We start from the raw sequence: 15,093 nt of genomic DNA on the forward strand, positions 1-15,093 counted from the left end.
GCCGGCCGCGAGCGGCACCAGGCCGGCCGCGGTGAGGGTCGCGGCGGCCCGCGCCTTGGGCACGGCGGAAATCCCGGCGGCGACGAGGGCGGCGCCGAGGCTGATGAGGGTCTTGTCCATGGTGGTTCTCCTGCTCCCCCGGGGTGCGGTGCACTCTCGTCAACGCTCGGAACGCCGCGGGTGTGCCGCGTGTCCCCGCCGCCCCGCCCTCAGGCCGGCCCGGGGCCGGGGACGGTGATCGGGCAGGAGCGCTCACCCGCCAGCCGGGTGCGCAATGCCCAGGCCAGGAGGGCGATGCCGGCGATCCCGAGGTAGGGCTGGATGGGAGCGAACCACTGCACCGCGCCGGCCGAGCCCAGCAGGAGGAGCGCCACCTTGTTGCAGACCGGGCACCCGACGGCGAAGAAGGACAAGGCCCCGCCCATGGCTCCGCGCCGGTTCACCTGCGACTCGGCGGGCACCGCACCCGGCTCACGGACATAGGTCGCGAAGAGCAGTCCGCTCAGGAGGGCCGTGACCGCCATGACCGGCCAGGACCACCAGGTCGGCGGGATCGAGCGGCCGATCACGGGGTTCGCGATCATCGCCGTGCCCAGGCTGATGAACAGTCCCGTGGCCAGCGTCGCGACGGACGCGACGAGCGAGCGCCTTGCGGACCATGTCGACAGCATGCCCCCTAGGGTATCTGACCCGCCCCGACGTCGCCCTTCTACGATCGTCACCATGCGCGCGATCACGATCCCCACGCCCGGCGACCCGGAGGCTCTTGTCCTGGCCGAGGTCCCCGACCCGCAGCCCGCGGCCGGCGAGGTGCGGATCCGCGTCGCTGCGGCGGGCGTCAACCGTGCGGATGTCATGCAGCGCAAGGGTTTCTATCCCCCGCCGCCGGGCGCCTCGGCATACCCGGGCCTGGAGGTGAGCGGCACGATCGACGCCCTCGGCGAGGGGGTCGAGAGCTGGCAGGTCGGCGACGAGGTCTGCACGCTGCTGTCCGGAGGCGGGTATGCCGAGCTGGTCACGGTCCCCGCTGGTCAGGTTCTCCCGGTGCCGCCGGGCGTCTCACTGCAGCATGCGGCGGCCCTCCCGGAGGTTGCGTCCACCGTCTGGTCCAATGTCTTCCTGACCGCGAATCTTCAACCGGAAGAGACCATTTTGGTCCATGGCGGTTCGTCCGGAATCGGGACGATGGCCATCCAGCTCGCCCGGGCCGTCGGCGCGCGCGTCGCCGTGACCGCCGGCTCCGCCGAGAAGTTGGAGGTATGCCGCGACCTCGGCGCCGAGATCCTCGTCGACTACAAGGAGGAGGACTTCGTCGAGCGGCTCAAGGCAGCCACAGACGGCCACGGCGCCGACGTCATCCTCGACAACATGGGCGCGAAATACCTGTCCCGCAATGTCGACACGCTCGCCGTCAACGGCCGCCTCGTCGTCATCGGCCTGCAGGGCGGCGTCCAGGGGGAACTCAACCTCTCCACCCTGCTGACCAAGCGGGCCGCCGTCATCGCCACCTCCCTGCGCGCCCGCCCGGCGGCGGAGAAGGCGACGATCGTCGCCGCCGTCCGCGAGCACGTCTGGCCCCTGATCGAGGCCGGCGAGGTCCGCCCGGTCATCCAGGCGACCTACCCCCTCGCCGACGCCCCCCGGGCCCACCGCGACCTCGAAGCCAGCCAGCACATCGGCAAGCTCCTGCTCCTCCCCTGAGCCGGGGGTGGTTGCGGGCTCTAGCGCTCGTCCAGGACCCACTGGGAGAGTGAGAGTTCGCTCATCCCGGCCGGCGCTGAGGCGATGACCTCCCCAGTGTCGGCGCGCGCCATCGGTGAGCGGGCCGCGGCCCTTCCAATCCACCGTCGGTGGCTCCGGCTGACCGGATGTGATCGTCTCGCTTTCGGCCAACCAGTCGGTCAAGGACAGGGCCACCTGCCGCCAGTGCCCGCCGGCCCCGCGCTGCAGACCGAGCAGGTCCTCGGCGCCTTCGCGCGACCCGGTGAGCAGGAAAGCGGCCCGGACCAGGGCGGCATACCGAGCCCGGAAGGTCATCGGTCGCTTCTCCACATGGGCATGACTTCTCCACGGTGCCAGATCGGCGTGGGGGTGGCGTCGTGACCAGAATGTGATCCGCCGCGACATACCGCGTATTGCGCTGAGCGAAATACCGGGTATACGCTCGCGGCAACTGGTCGGATACCGGGTATCACGGCCACGGAACGGGAGGACGGCCATGTCGGTCAAGTTGGGACTGCTCGCACTGCTCGCCGAGCAGTCGATGTATGGGGCGCAGTTGCGCTCGGAGTTCGAGGCGCGCACGGGGGGGACCTGGCCGCTGAACGTCGGCCAGGTCTATACGACGCTGGCCCGGCTCGAGCGCGACGGCATGGTCGCCCAGGACGCGCAGGCCGACGAGGAGGGGCGCATCCTCTATCACCTGACCCCGCTCGGGCTCGAGGAGGTCACCACGTGGTGGCGGACCCCGGTCGACCGCGACGAGACTCCGCGCGACGAGTTGGTCATCAAGCTGGCCCTGGCCGTCACGACCCCCGGGGTCGACGTGCCCGCCGTGGTGCAGACCCAGCGGACCGCGACCCTGCGGCATCTGCGCGACCTGACCCGCCTCAAGGTGCAGGCCTCCGATCAGCAGGCATCCAGCGACGGCACCTCCAACGACCTGGCCTGGCTGCTCGTCGTCGAGAACCTCATCTTCGCCGCCGAGTCCGAGGTCCGCTGGCTCGACCACGTCGAGGCCCGCCTCGCCGCCGAGGCCGCGCGCCCTAAGCGGGCCGTCGCCTCGACCGACGCGGCGGCCGCCGAGGACGCCGAATATCGCACCGCCGCAGCACGATCCGCCAACACCACCACCACGAGCCAGGGGGCCCGGAAATGACCGCACCGATCCTGCACATCGTCGACGTCACCCGCACGCACGGCGAGGGCGAGACCGCCGTCCACGCCCTGCGCGGCGTCAGCCTGGACGTCTTCCCGGGCGAACTCGTCGCCGTCATGGGGCCCAGCGGCTCCGGCAAGTCCACCCTGCTCAACCTCGCCGGCGGCCTCGACAAGGCCACCAGCGGCCAGGTGCTCATCGAGGGCGACGAGGTGGGCGCGCTCGGCGCGAACCAGCTCGCCTCGCTGCGCCGGCGCCGGGTCGGCTTCGTCTTCCAGGACTTCAACCTCATCCCCTCTCTCACCGCCGCCGAAAATGTCTCTCTCCCACTGGAACTCGACGGCATGTCGGTCAAGGAGGGTCGTCGCGCAGCGCACGAGATCCTGGAGATCGTCGGCGTCGCCGAACTCGCCGACCGCTATCCCGACAAGATGTCCGGCGGCCAGCAGCAACGGGTCGCGATCGCGCGCGCCCTCGTCGGCGACCGCCGCCTGGTCCTCGCCGACGAGCCCACCGGCGCCCTCGATTCCACGACCGGCGAAGGCGTCCTGAGGGTGCTGCGTGATCGCTGCAACGCCGGCGCCGCCGGGCTGCTCGTCACCCACGAAGCCCGGCACGCCGCCTGGGCCGACCGGGTGGTGTTCCTGCGCGACGGCGTCGTCGTCGACACGACCGGTTCGCCCGAAGAGGCCGAGACTCTCCTCGTCGGATCGGGGAGCTGACCACGATGTCGGCCACTCTCACCGAGCGCCCCACGGCGCCCGCGAACCCACCGCCCCCCGTCGCCCGCGGCGGCAGCCGAATGCAGCGCTGGCTCAACTCCTGGCGGGTCTCCCTCAAGATGGCGCGCCGGGATGCGTTGCGCTACAAGGGCAGAAGCGCGCTGGTCATCCTCATGGTCGCCCTCCCCGTCGCACTCATCGTGGGCGGCCTGACGCTTTCGGCCACCAGCTTCACGTCCGCCGCCGAGGCCCTGCCGCGCACGCTCGGCTCGGCCGTCGCCCGCGTCGACACCATCCAGACCACGGTGGTGCAGCAGGGCGTTGACGGATCCAACTCCTATCAGGTGAGCGGCCCGAGCCCCGAGGACCAGCCTCCGAAGGCCAAACCCATCCCGGGCGTCGATCCCGAGACGGGCCGGCCGAGCGAGATCGCCGCGGCCCTCGGCGTCTTTCTCGGCGGCACCGTCAAGGCCGTCGAGAGCGGCGACTTCCGCTGGCACGACGGGGACCGGCGGCCCTGGGGCGATGCCACCTTCTTCGACATGAAGCAGGACTTCGGCGAGCGCGCCAAGCTGACGGACGGGCGTTGGCCGACCGACAATTCCGAGGTCGTCGTCACCCCCCGCGCGGTCCATGAGGGGCTGCCGACGAGCGGGACGATCACCCTCACCGTCGGCGGCGAAGACCGGGTCGTCACGATCGTCGGGCAGGCGGACGTCGCGTCCGCCTGGGGCGGCATGACCATGCTCGCCACCACGAAACCGTGGGTGAGCGAAGGGCCGTCAGGGCCGGCGAGTGCGTCCTATCTCCTCTTCCGCGACGCTCCGTTCACCTGGAGCGAGGTGCGCAACGCCAACGAACACGGCCTGAGCATCACCAGCCGCGAGGTCATCCTCAACCCGCCGGCGGCGTCCGAGTTGCCCGCGGACATCTACCAGCAGGACGTCGAGAACGCCAAGAGCCTGCGGATCGCGGCCGCGATGCTCGGCGCCACGCTCTTCCTCCTGACCGCTCTGCTCGTCGGGCCCGCCTTCGCGGTCAGCGCGGGCCGGCAGCGTCGCAGCCTCGCCCTCGCCGCGAGCAATGGCGCCGAGACCCGGCAACTGCGCCGCAGCGTCCTCGCCTCGGCCGTGGTCCTCGGCGCGATCGCCGTGCTCATCGGGGCTGCCTTGGGCGCCGCTGTTGCCCTCGCCGCCGCCGCGATCTGGACCCGGATGCGGCCCTGGGATCAGATGTTCGGTCCCGCCGAGATCCCGTGGCTGGGCGTGCTCATCGTCGTCGTCTGCGCCGTCCTGGCCGCCCTCTTCGCCGCACTGATCCCAGCACTCAAACTCGGTCGCCTCGACATCGTCGGGGTGATGAAGGGGCAGAACGTCTCGCCGCCGATCAACCGCAAGCTGCCGATCGTCGGCGCGGTCCTCTTCGCGCTCGGCGTGGTCGGTGTCTTCGGCGCCGTCGTGCAGGAGTCCGCGGTGATGGCAGCTCTGGGGGTCTTCGGTCTGTTCTTGGGCCCGATCTGCCTGATCCCGCTCCTGCTCGTGGCCTGCGGCAAGCTCGCCTCGCGCTTCTCCGCGCCGGTCCGCATGGCGTCGCGCGATGCCGCCCGGCAGCGCCACCGCTCCGCACCCACCGTTGCAGCGGTGATGGCCGGCGCCGCCTTGTTGTCGACCTTCGCCGTCGCCCTCGCGAGCGATACGAAGTTCCAGGCCAAGCTCTACACCCCGCGCAATATCGCCGGCGAGGCCTCGACGTGGGTGGACCCCGCGACTATGCCGGCTCTGCTGGCGTCACTACAGGCCAACGCCCCGACGTGGCGCACGGCCGAGCAGCGCTACATCGCCGCCGACTACGGCACGCCGGGAGCGGAGAAGAAGCCCACTGAGGAGCCCTTCCTCAGCGTCCAGCCTCCCGGCTGCACCGTGGCCGACACGATGCCGAACTACGAAGGCGCACCCTCTCCAGAGACGGAGAAGTGTGCGGTGGCCGGCACCAACGGCGGCATGTCCATGCGCGCCGGCGTCATGGTCACGCCCGCTGCGGAGATCATCCGCCGCGTGGGCGCCACCGGCGCGCAGGCCCAGGCCATCCGCGATGGTGCCGTCCTCGTGGGCGATCCGGCCTGGACCTCGGGCGGCAAGGTGACGCTGGCCTACGGCGGGCAGCCCATCCCCACCGATGCCAACCCCACCGGGCCGGCCCAACCCACGTGGTCCAAGAGCACGGCATACCCCGCGATCGTCATCGACGAAGCGACGTATCGGCGCGGGGCCGTCGAGAGCTACACCGGCGTGGTCCTGACCCAGGAGTTGGTGGAGAAGCTGAAGCTCCCGACCACGATGAGCGGGCTCTACATCTACGACCCCAACGGCCCCATCTCCAAGGACGCCGAGGACAAGGTCAACGACAAGCTCGGCGAGGACATGCGCATCCAGGTCGAGCGCGGCTTCCAGCGCAACGACTGGAAGATCATGCTCATCGTCTTCGGCATCGCCGGCTTTCTGCTGACCACTGTCACCTTGATCAGCACGGCGCTCGCGTTGGCGGAGCAGCAGGCCGACATGGGCACCCTCGCCGCGGTCGGCGCGACCAAGGGCACCCGGCGCCGGTTCGCCGGAGCGCAGGCGGCCACCGTTGCTCTGGTCGGAGTCGCCCTCGGCACACTGATCGGCCTCGTCGCGGGCGTCGCCATCGCCTACCCGAGCACCTCGCGTGGCTGGGACGAAGCGCTCCAGAAAGAGGTCACGCTGAGCCCGACGATCGGCATACCGATCTGGCACCTGCTGTCCATCCTGATCGGCGTCCCGCTCGTCGCAGCGCTCGTCGCCGCCGTCAGCATCCGCCGCGCCCCGCACGTCACGCGCCGGGGCAACTGACCCCGACGAGTCACAGCGACGAGCGCGGCCGGGCCTCGCAGGGGAGGGTCCGGCCGCGCTCCTAGCCCGTCGCCCCCCGCCGCGAAATAGGGCCGCCCCTTCGCGAGCGTCTCGGTGCAGGTCTTGGCCTCGCCCTCGAAGTCGGGGAAGTGGTTGCCCTCCGTCAGCCCGCCCCAGTGCTCCCTCAGGCAGTTCGCGGACAGCTCGAGCGGCAGTTTGGGCCCGAAGACGGCCATCACGTTGGTCATCATCACGGTGCTGTTCTCATAGGGGTTCGCGCTGCACCAGGTTGCCGGGCGGCTGGCCCGGCCATCGGCCCGCCGTCAGCCAGGAGGACGGGCCACGGACTGCCGCTCGATCAACCGCACCGGCAAGCGATGGTTCATCGGGGCGCCGCTCTCTCCGCCGAGGCGATCGAGCAACTGACGTGCCGCCAGGGCTCCGATCTCCTCGGTCGGCTGCGCGATGACTGTGAGAGGCGGGTCGACAACCTCGGCCCAGGGCGCATCGTCGAATCCGATGAGCGAGACCTGGTCAGGGCATCGGACGCCGGCATCACCTAGCCCCTGGAGGACACCCAGGTTCAGCAGGCTGTCGAAGGCCATGATCGCTGTCGGGGGCTGGGGGAGCCGCATCAACTCTCGAGCGGCCGTGCGCGCGTCACTCTGCCGGAAACCGTTGGCGACGACGTAGTCCGGGACATGCGCGATGCCGGCGGCCTCGATGGCCTCGAGATATCCGGCGGTTCGTGTCCCAAGGGTGGTCGCCGACATCCGCCGCAACCGCCCCACGTTCCCGGACCGCAGCTCCTCCGCGTGCTCGGCCCCACCGCCCGTGACCACCGCGATCTGCCGATGCCCGCGATCGAGCAGATAGGTCGTCGCCTCGTGCGAGGCCGCGCGGTTGCGGATCCCGACGGAGTCGACCTTGAGCCCACGCAGCCGCCGATCCAGCAGGACAACGGGTATGCCGGAGTCCGCCACGGCACGGATCTGGGCGACGTCCGCCACCTCGGTGGGCGAGAGGATCAGCCCGTCGACCCGGCGGGAGGTCATAACCCGCAGGGAGCGGCGCTCGACCTCGATGCTCTCCTCGGTGTTGGCCAGGACGAGGTCGAAGCCAGCCTCGGAGAGCACTCGGCTGACACCGCGCAGCACCAATTGAAAGAACTGGTTCTCGATGTCGGCGACGATCACGCCGATCGTCTTGGTCGACCCGGTGATCATGCTGCGCGCCACCATGTTCGGGGTGTACCCCAGGCGTGCGGCGGCTTCATCGACCTTGCGGCGGCTCGCCTGGCTCACCGAGCCATAGCCCCCGAGCGCCCGGGCGGCGGTGGCCACGGACACCCCAGCGGCTCGGGCGACGTCGATCACCGTCACACGCGAACGGACCTCCGACGCCATGCTCGCGACCCTATCCCGGCGCCGGAAACCCCGCGAACTTTCCCCTTCTCGAGGTATTGACAGCCGATCGACGAAGGTGAGAACGTTATCGCATCGGCTCATTGAGAACGTTATCAGTGCGCCCCACAAACGCTCCCCCGGCCCTGCCGGGTCCACACATCGGTTACACGACGAAGGACAACCCCATGACCCAGGTGCTTGACCTGAAGCCCATTGATGCCGACACCGAGGAGAAGCTCAGCGGCGCCATCGCCGAGCGCGACCGGATCCGCGAGGTGGTCGCGAAGGCGGTCGAGGACGGCCTGACGAATATCTGGTTCGTCGGCGCCGGCGGCTCCCTGATCTGCAGCTACCCGGCCCACTACGTCTTGCAGCAGCACGCCTCGGTCCCGACCTTCCAGCTCCAGAGCGACGAACTCAACTGCAGCATCCCCAAGCTGATGGGCAAGGGATCGCTGGTCGTGCTCGCCTCCTACACCGGCAAGACGAAGGAGACTGTTGAGGCCGCCAAGACGGCGTCCGGCACCGGCGCCACCGTCATCGCCGGCGCCAAGGAGGGCAGCCCGCTCGCCGAGGCCGTCTCCATCGCGTTCTCCGGCAAGAGCGACCTCTTCGAACTCCTCGTCGCCCTGGCTGTTCTCGAGGCGACCGGCGCCGACCTGCCCTGGGACGAGATCGAGACCGGTCTCGCTGCCCTGCCGGCAGCCGTCAAGGCAGCCGTCGAAGAGGCCGACGCCGACCTCGCCTCCATCGCCGAGGACTTCAAGGACGACCCGGTGACCTATGTGCTCGGCTCCGGTCCTAGCTACGGCTGGGCCTATGGGATGGCGATGTGCTTCCTGCAGGAGATGCAGTGGAAGCACGCCGCCGGCTTCAACAGCGGCGAGTTCTTCCAGGGCGCCTTCGAGGTCATCGACAACGACTCCGCCGTCATCCTATGGCTGGGCGAGGACGCCTCTCGCCCCATGGGCGAGCGAGCCCAGGCCTTCCTGAAGACATATGCCGCGCGGGCCCGGACGATCGACGTGGCCGCCCTCGAGCTGCCCGGCGTTCCCGCGAGCGTTCGACCGATCGTGTCCCCCCTCGTCGTCGGTGCCCTGGCCAACCGGCTGGCGCAGCGCTACGAGCACACGCGCAACCACTCGTTGGAGAACCGCCACTACATGTTCAAGGTCGACTACTGATGACGACCGCCGCGACGCAGCCCGACGGGCTGCTCAACTTCGACGCGGAGCGCTATGTGCGTATCCAGTCCGGCGCGGTAGCGCGCGGACGGGAGCTCGGAAGCGCGCTTGCGCAGCGGTATGCCGCGGGACGGGTCGAGGAGGTCGTCCTCCTCGGCACCGGCGGCGCCGGCATTCTCATGGAGCCTGCCCTGCGGTTGGCCGAGAGCCGGTTGTCGGTTCCCGTTCGGCTGCGGCACCCCGCGGAGGAGTTGGCTGCGGGCGGTCCCGGGCTGGGAGCCGGAAGCGCGGTCGTGATCCCCTCGCTCTCGGGGACGACCAAGGAAAGCGTGGCGGCGCAGGAGCTGGCACACCGCCACGGCGCCTGGACCGCCGTGCTCACCGCACACGGGGACTCGCCCCTGGCACAGGCTGCCGACCTCACCCTGGTCAACGAGGCCGCCGACGACACCTCGAGCGAGTCCTTCTATCTGCAGTCGATCCTGGGCATTGCCGGGCTGGCGGCGGAAACCGACGACTGGGGCGCCGCCGGCTCCCTGGGCGCCCACCTCGAATCGGTTCCGCAGCACCTCCTGACGGCCAAGACGGCATACGAAGACCGGGCCGAGCAGGCAGCGCATTTCCTCGCCGAGCGCGACTACCACATCATCACCGGGGCCGGATACGCCTGGCCCGAGGCGCACTACTACGGGATGTGCATCCTCGAGGAGATGCAGTGGATCCGCACCCGGCCGGTCCACGCGGCGCACTTCTTCCACGGCACCCTCGAACTGCTCGAGGCCGGCTCCTCACTCGTGGTCCTCGTCGGCCGCGACGAGACCAGGGAGCTGACCGACCGGGTCCTCGACTTCGCGCGCACGATCACCGAACACATCCTGGTGATCGACACCGCGGATGCCGATCTGGGGCAGCTGCCCCCGGACGTCTCGGCGGCCATGGCACCCGTGGTCGCCGCGGCGCTGCTGGAACGTGTCAGCGCGCACCTCGAGGTCCTGCGCGACCACCCGCTCACGACGCGCCGCTACTACCGCCGGATCGATTACTGACGTGGCTCCCCGGCTGCTCTGCCTCGGTGACAACGTCGTCGACCGCTATGTCGACACCGGCGTGATGTATCCCGGCGGGAACGCGCTCAATGTCGCGGTGCACGCGCGCCGGCTCGGCACCGACGCGGCATACCTCGGGGTCACCGGGGACGACGCGGCCGGGGACCTCGTGCGCTCCGCACTCATCTCAGAGCGGGTCGACGTGGCACGCGTGAAGACCCGGCCCGGTATGACGGCATACGCGGACGTGCGACTCATCGAGGGTAACCGGGTCTTCGGGCACGGCGATCCCGGGGTGTCCCGGTTCGTCCTCGGGCCGGACGAGCTCGCGGATGTCGGCGCATTCGACCTGGTGCACACCGGCGAGTGCTCCGGCGTCGAGGATCAACTGCCCGCCATCGCGCAGGCGGCGGCGCGCCTCTCCTTCGACTTCTCCGAGCGGCCGTGGGAGTACATCGCGCAATTCGCCCCCATCGCCGATATCGCCATCGCATCGCTGCCCTCGGGTGAGCACGGGACGGCTGTCGACTACGGCCTGCGGATCGCCGCACTGGGGCCACGGATCGTCGTCGTCACCGGGGGCCCGCAGGGTGCATGGCTGATCAGCGACGGGCAGGTCGCGCACGCGGCCGCCGGCACCGGGCCGATCGTCGACACACTCGGCGCGGGCGACGCGTTCATCGCCCGCTTCCTGACCGGTCTGCTGCGGGAGGAGCCGTCCGCGCACGCGCTCGCCGCGGCCACGGCATACGCGACCGACGCGTGCGCCACCTTCGGAGCGTTCGGCCATCCGGGCGCTCCCATCGAGACCCCCGCGCCGGGCGTGGAGCACCCGGCGTGGGCCCAGCAACAGCCCCGCAACTGACGGAGGAAACCATGACGCACCGCACCCGCACCACTGCCCTCATCGCCGTCACCGCCGCCGGCGCACTCGCCGCGTGCGGTGGCCCCGGGACGGCGACCGACAAGACGTCGGCCGCCCCACAACTGACGGCCTCCGCGACCACGAAGGAGGGCACGCTCAGCATCATCACCAAGTTCGCCGACCCGAAATACGCTCCCTACTTCGAGAAGGTGGCCACGGCATACCAAAGCGCCAACCCGGGCGTGAAGGTCGACCTGCAGCAGGTCGGGGACCAGCCATTCAAGGACAAGATCCGCGTCCTGTCCGCCTCCAAGCAGCTGCCCGACATCTACTTCTCCTGGGCCGGGGACTTCGCGAACAAGTTCGTGCGCGCCGGCCTGGCCGCCGACCTGACCTCCGTGATCGGGCCGGACACCGACTGGGGCAAGACCTTCTCGCCCGCGGCGCTCAAGGCGTTCCAATATGACGGCAAGTCCTATGGCGTGCCGATCAACCTCGACGCGAAATACATGGCCTACAACACGGCGATCTTCGACAAGGTCGGGGTCACCAAGCCGGCCACGCTCGAAGACCTGCTCAGCACCTGCGGCACGCTGAAGGCGGCGGGCTACACCCCGATCGCCTTCGGCAACCAGTACGGCTGGCCGGCGATCCACTTCATGACCCAGCTCAACGCGATGGACGTCCCCGAGGCGACACGCTCCACCGACTACAACCCGGCGACCGGCGCATTCACCGACGGCGGCTACGCCAAGGCGCTCGAGCAGTTCAAACAGATCAACGACGCCTGCTTCGAATCCGGAAGCAACGGCCTCTCGCACGAGACCGCGCAGGCGAACTTCCTCTCGGGCAAGGCCGCCATGCACTTCCTGGAGTCGGTGGAGTTCTCCGGGCTGACCGAGAAGGGCGGCGCCCCGGCGGACCTGGCGAACAACTGGGACTTCTTCCGGCTGCCGCCGGCCGGTGACGCCGCGGGCGACAAGGGCGCCCTCACCGGCGCACCCGACGGGTTCATGGTCAACTCCGCCAGCAAGAACGCCGCCCTCGCCGTGGACTTCCTGAAGTTCATGACGAGCAAGGAGAACGGCGCCACGATGACCAAGGACATCGGCTGGCTCAGCTCGGTCCAGGGCACCGCGACCGCCGAGAACTCCTTCCCGCAGCTCGAGACGGCGCTGAAGGACATCAGCTCCGCGAACAGCTTCGCGATCTGGCTGGACACCGTCACCAACGCCGAGGTCGCCAACGCCTATCTCTCCGGCGTCCAGGGCATCCTCGACGGATCCCAGACCCCGGCGGACGTCATGAAGGGCGTCCAGAGCGCGGCCGAGAAGGCCAAGAAGTCGGTCGGCTGACCGGCATACCCCCTCGTCGGGGGGTGGCCGCGCCGCAATAGCCGGCCACCCCCCGATCCGCCATATCGCCCCCGGGCGAAGGAGGATCAACGCATGGCGTCAACGACGACGCGACTACGTGGCCTGGTGTGGGTCGTCCCCGCGCTGGCCCTGTTGGGGATATTCGTCTACTACCCCATCGTCGAGAACATCCGGCTCAGCTTCTACAGCTGGAACGCCTTCTCCCCCAATCCGGTCTTCGTCGGGTTGCAGAACTACACCGACGCGGCGGCCGACCCGATCTTCTGGCGCTCGCTTCGCAACAACATCGCGTATGCCGTGGTGTCGCTGATCTGTCAGGTCGGCTTCTCGCTGTGCCTGGCCGCCGTTCTCGAGGAGTTCGTGCACCAGAAGCTGCGCGGGGTCCTGCGGGTCATCTATTTCATCCCCGCGGTCATCTCCATCACCGTGTCCGGCATCCTCTTCTCCTTCATCTACAACCCGCAGTTCGGGCTGCTCAACCGGCTGCTCGGCGCGATGGGGCTGGAGCGTTTCCAGCACGCCTGGCTCGGGGAGCAGAAGACCGCGATCTGGAGCATCATCGGGATGAGCCAGTGGCAGTCCATCGGCTATACGGCCGTGCTCTTCGTCGTCGCCATCCAACGGATCCCGAGGGAGCTGTATGAGGCGGCGAAGGTTGATGGGGCCGGCGCCGTGCGCTCCTTCTTCTCCGTGACCATCCCGATGGTGCGCGAGATGACCACGCTGCTCATCATCCTCACCGTCTCGGGCGCCTTCCTTGTCTTCAACGAGGTCATGGTCATGACCGCCGGCGGACCCTCCGATTCCAGTCAGGTGCTGGGCACCTGGCTCTACCGCAATGCCTTCCTCGCCGACAACATGGGTTATGCCTCGGCGATCGCGACGGTCATCTTCGTGCTGACCTTCGCCTTCGCCATCCTGCAGATCCTGGTCAGCCGGCGCCGCCGCGTGGAGATCTGACATGACCGCCGTGACATCGACATCCGCCTCGACCCCCATCGCCGCCAACCGCGCCACCCGCGGCCCCGGCTGGATCCGCCGGGCCATCGCCCAGCTCTTCGTCGGACTGATCCTCGTCCTGCTCGTGCTGGCGGTGATCTATCCCCTGCTGTGGATGGTCTTCTCCAGTTTCAAGAACAACTCCGAACTCTTCGCCAACCCGTGGTCGCTGCCCGGTGAGCTGCGATGGGGCAACTTCGAGCGGGCCTGGAACGCCGGCGTCGTCCGCTTCTTCGTCAACAGCACCTTGGTGACCGCCGCCTCCATCGTGACGACCACGTTGATCTCGGCGTGGGCGGCATACGGCCTGGTCCGGGTGAACGTGCCCTTCTCGGGCCCTATTACGGGGCTGCTGCTCGGGGGGCTGATGGTCGCCCCGACCGTCGCCTTGATCCCGCTGTTCGGCCTGCTGCAGCGGTTGCACGTCTATGACTCCCTTTGGGCGCTGCTCATTCTCTATACCGCCTTCCGGATCCCGTTCACCACCTTCTTGATCAGGGCTTATCTGATCGACATGCCGAGGGAGATGGATGAGGCGGCCTATGTCGACGGGGCGACCCGCACGCAGATCTTCTGGCGACTGGTGCTGCCCGTATGCCGCCCGATCCTGGTCTCCGCGGCCCTGCTGCAGGCGCTTTTCGCGTGGAACGAGTTCGCGTTCGCGCTGGTCTTCATCTCCAACACTGAGAACAAGACCCTCCCGGTCGGCTTGATGGACATGCAGTCGCGCCTGCTCACCGAGTGGCCGGTGCAGTTCGCGGGCCTGACGATGGCGGCGCTGCCGATGATCATCTTGTTCCTGATCGGGCAGCGGCAATTCCTGCGCGGCCTGACGGAGGGCATGGGCAAATAGGCCGCCACGGCTCGGACGTCGGGGGGGGGTGCGGCAAGATGGCGTCATGAGCGAGCAGCAGACAGCCGGCCGGCCCGGCGAGGCCCCAACCGAGCAGCAGAACCCGGATCGGGTCGTCGTCCTGACCCCCGAGGGGATGGGGGTACACGACCCGAGCGACGAGGAGCGCAATCCGTCCGAGCTCGTCGAGCAGCCGGCGAAGGTGATGCGGGTGGCCTCGATGATCAAGCAGTTGCTCGAGGAGGTGCGCTCCTCGCCGCTGGACGATGCCGGCCGGGCCCGGCTGGCCCAGATCCACCAGCGCTCGATCGCCGAGCTCAAGGACGGCCTCGCCCCCGAACTCGTACAGGAGCTCGACCGGCTTGCCCTGCCCGTCGGTGAGGGCAGCACCCCGAGCGATGCCGAGCTGCGGATCGCCCAGGCGCAATTGGTGGGCTGGCTCGAGGGGCTCTTCCACGGCATACAGGCCGCCTTGGTCGCCCAGCAGATGGCCGCCCAGGCGCAGCTGCAGCAGATGCGTCGAGAACTGCCCCCGGGGCACCCCGCCGCCGTCCCGGAGCAGCAGCCGATGCCCGGGCCGGCGGCCCGGCCGGGCAATCCGCCGTTCGTCGTCCCCTCGGACGGCGTGGGCGGCACCGGACAGTATCTGTAGAAGTCAGGGGCGGCCGGGCGCCAGCCGCACCCGGCCATCGCCGGTCACGCTGAAGTGGACAGCGGCCAGGTCGGGGATGACGGCATCGGCGTTCGGGTCGGCGACGAGCTGGTCGTATGCCGTGGTCGTGGTCACCGCGAGGGTGGCGCACCCCGCCGCGCGCGCGGACTCCAGGCCGAGGGGCGCGTCCTCGACGACCAGGCAGTCGCGCGGGTCGGCGCCGAGGCGCTCGGCGGCCA

The 15,093-nt window shown here is 69.4% G+C and carries 14 protein-coding genes; 11 read left to right on the forward strand and 3 right to left on the reverse strand.

Going from position 1 to position 15,093, the window contains the following annotated elements; all coding sequences use genetic code 11:
* Window positions 1-209 precede the first annotated feature (209 nt).
* Complete coding sequence (locus BN11_RS03490) at window positions 210-671, reverse strand: hypothetical protein (protein WP_048694523.1); 462 nt, start codon at window positions 669-671, stop codon at window positions 210-212.
* A gap of 52 nt (window positions 672-723) precedes the next feature.
* On the opposite strand from BN11_RS03490, the gene BN11_RS03495 reads away from it, so the two are divergent.
* The 4 genes from BN11_RS03495 to BN11_RS03510 all read left to right on the forward strand — a co-directional run bounded on the left by BN11_RS03495 (window position 724) and on the right by BN11_RS03510 (window position 6,473).
* Window positions 724-1,701: an NAD(P)H-quinone oxidoreductase gene (locus BN11_RS03495; RefSeq protein ID WP_048694527.1), complete on the forward strand. Its 978-nt coding sequence runs from the start codon at window positions 724-726 to the stop codon at window positions 1,699-1,701.
* 517 nt (window positions 1,702-2,218) lie between these two features.
* Complete coding sequence (locus BN11_RS03500; RefSeq protein WP_048694532.1) at window positions 2,219-2,878, forward strand: PadR family transcriptional regulator; 660 nt, start codon at window positions 2,219-2,221, stop codon at window positions 2,876-2,878.
* A complete protein-coding gene (locus tag BN11_RS03505; protein WP_048694535.1) occupies window positions 2,875-3,600 on the forward strand; it encodes an ABC transporter ATP-binding protein in 726 nt (241 codons plus the stop codon). Before BN11_RS03500 ends, BN11_RS03505 begins: the two co-directional genes overlap by 4 nt.
* Before the next feature lie 5 nt (window positions 3,601-3,605).
* Window positions 3,606-6,473 (forward strand): ABC transporter permease, encoded by a 2,868-nt coding sequence (locus tag BN11_RS03510; protein WP_083433497.1) that lies wholly within the window; start codon window positions 3,606-3,608, stop codon window positions 6,471-6,473.
* A 323-nt stretch (window positions 6,474-6,796) separates the two neighbouring features.
* Here the strand turns inward: BN11_RS03510 and BN11_RS03515 are convergent, their stop codons facing one another.
* On the reverse strand, window positions 6,797-7,879 hold the full coding sequence (locus BN11_RS03515; RefSeq protein ID WP_048694542.1) for a LacI family DNA-binding transcriptional regulator: 1,083 nt from the start codon (window positions 7,877-7,879) through the stop codon (window positions 6,797-6,799).
* 185 nt (window positions 7,880-8,064) lie between these two features.
* Here BN11_RS03515 and BN11_RS03520 point away from each other — a divergent pair, with 185 nt between their 5' ends.
* The 7 genes from BN11_RS03520 (at window position 8,065) to BN11_RS03550 (ending at window position 14,854) form a co-directional block, all read left to right on the forward strand.
* Window positions 8,065-9,063 (forward strand): SIS domain-containing protein, encoded by a 999-nt coding sequence (locus tag BN11_RS03520; protein ID WP_048694545.1) that lies wholly within the window; start codon window positions 8,065-8,067, stop codon window positions 9,061-9,063.
* Window positions 9,063-10,109, forward strand: a complete 1,047-nt coding sequence (locus BN11_RS03525; protein ID WP_235435344.1) for an SIS domain-containing protein — start codon at window positions 9,063-9,065, stop codon at window positions 10,107-10,109. Before BN11_RS03520 ends, BN11_RS03525 begins: the two co-directional genes overlap by 1 nt.
* A gap of 1 nt (window position 10,110) precedes the next feature.
* Window positions 10,111-10,974 (forward strand): PfkB family carbohydrate kinase, encoded by an 864-nt coding sequence (locus BN11_RS03530; RefSeq protein ID WP_048694548.1) that lies wholly within the window; start codon window positions 10,111-10,113, stop codon window positions 10,972-10,974.
* An 11-nt stretch (window positions 10,975-10,985) separates the two neighbouring features.
* A complete protein-coding gene (locus BN11_RS03535; protein WP_048694552.1) occupies window positions 10,986-12,329 on the forward strand; it encodes an ABC transporter substrate-binding protein in 1,344 nt (447 codons plus the stop codon).
* A 93-nt stretch (window positions 12,330-12,422) separates the two neighbouring features.
* A complete protein-coding gene (locus tag BN11_RS03540) occupies window positions 12,423-13,310 on the forward strand; it encodes a carbohydrate ABC transporter permease (RefSeq protein WP_048694557.1) in 888 nt (295 codons plus the stop codon).
* A 1-nt stretch (window position 13,311) separates the two neighbouring features.
* Window positions 13,312-14,202 carry a carbohydrate ABC transporter permease gene (locus BN11_RS03545; protein ID WP_083433499.1) on the forward strand — a complete coding sequence of 297 codons (891 nt, stop codon included), beginning with the start codon at window positions 13,312-13,314 and terminating at the stop codon, window positions 14,200-14,202.
* Between the two features lie 46 nt (window positions 14,203-14,248).
* Window positions 14,249-14,854: a bacterial proteasome activator family protein gene (locus BN11_RS03550; protein ID WP_048694560.1), complete on the forward strand. Its 606-nt coding sequence runs from the start codon at window positions 14,249-14,251 to the stop codon at window positions 14,852-14,854.
* A gap of 3 nt (window positions 14,855-14,857) precedes the next feature.
* On the opposite strand, the gene BN11_RS03555 is transcribed toward BN11_RS03550, so the two are convergent.
* Window positions 14,858-15,093, reverse strand: a 236-nt coding sequence (locus BN11_RS03555; RefSeq protein WP_048694563.1) for an HAD hydrolase-like protein, incomplete at its 5' end; no start/stop codon positions are given.

It is taken from the genome of Nostocoides australiense Ben110, assembly GCF_001050535.1.
In the GTDB taxonomy this organism is placed as follows: Bacteria; Actinomycetota; Actinomycetes; order Actinomycetales; family Dermatophilaceae; genus Nostocoides_A; species Nostocoides_A australiense.

Coding starts and splice junctions, on each gene's coding strand:
- BN11_RS03490 (WP_048694523.1), bottom strand. CDS start 671: ATGCTGTCGACATGGTCCGCAAGGCGCTCGCTCGTCGCGTCCGTCGCG.
- BN11_RS03495 (WP_048694527.1), top strand. CDS start 724: ATGCGCGCGATCACGATCCCCACGCCCGGCGACCCGGAGGCTCTTGTC.
- BN11_RS03500 (WP_048694532.1), top strand. CDS start 2,219: ATGTCGGTCAAGTTGGGACTGCTCGCACTGCTCGCCGAGCAGTCGATG.
- BN11_RS03505 (WP_048694535.1), top strand. CDS start 2,875: ATGACCGCACCGATCCTGCACATCGTCGACGTCACCCGCACGCACGGC.
- BN11_RS03510 (WP_083433497.1), top strand. CDS start 3,606: ATGTCGGCCACTCTCACCGAGCGCCCCACGGCGCCCGCGAACCCACCG.
- BN11_RS03515 (WP_048694542.1), bottom strand. CDS start 7,879: ATGGCGTCGGAGGTCCGTTCGCGTGTGACGGTGATCGACGTCGCCCGA.
- BN11_RS03520 (WP_048694545.1), top strand. CDS start 8,065: ATGACCCAGGTGCTTGACCTGAAGCCCATTGATGCCGACACCGAGGAG.
- BN11_RS03525 (WP_235435344.1), top strand. CDS start 9,063: ATGACGACCGCCGCGACGCAGCCCGACGGGCTGCTCAACTTCGACGCG.
- BN11_RS03535 (WP_048694552.1), top strand. CDS start 10,986: ATGACGCACCGCACCCGCACCACTGCCCTCATCGCCGTCACCGCCGCC.
- BN11_RS03540 (WP_048694557.1), top strand. CDS start 12,423: ATGGCGTCAACGACGACGCGACTACGTGGCCTGGTGTGGGTCGTCCCC.
- BN11_RS03545 (WP_083433499.1), top strand. CDS start 13,312: ATGACCGCCGTGACATCGACATCCGCCTCGACCCCCATCGCCGCCAAC.
- BN11_RS03550 (WP_048694560.1), top strand. CDS start 14,249: ATGAGCGAGCAGCAGACAGCCGGCCGGCCCGGCGAGGCCCCAACCGAG.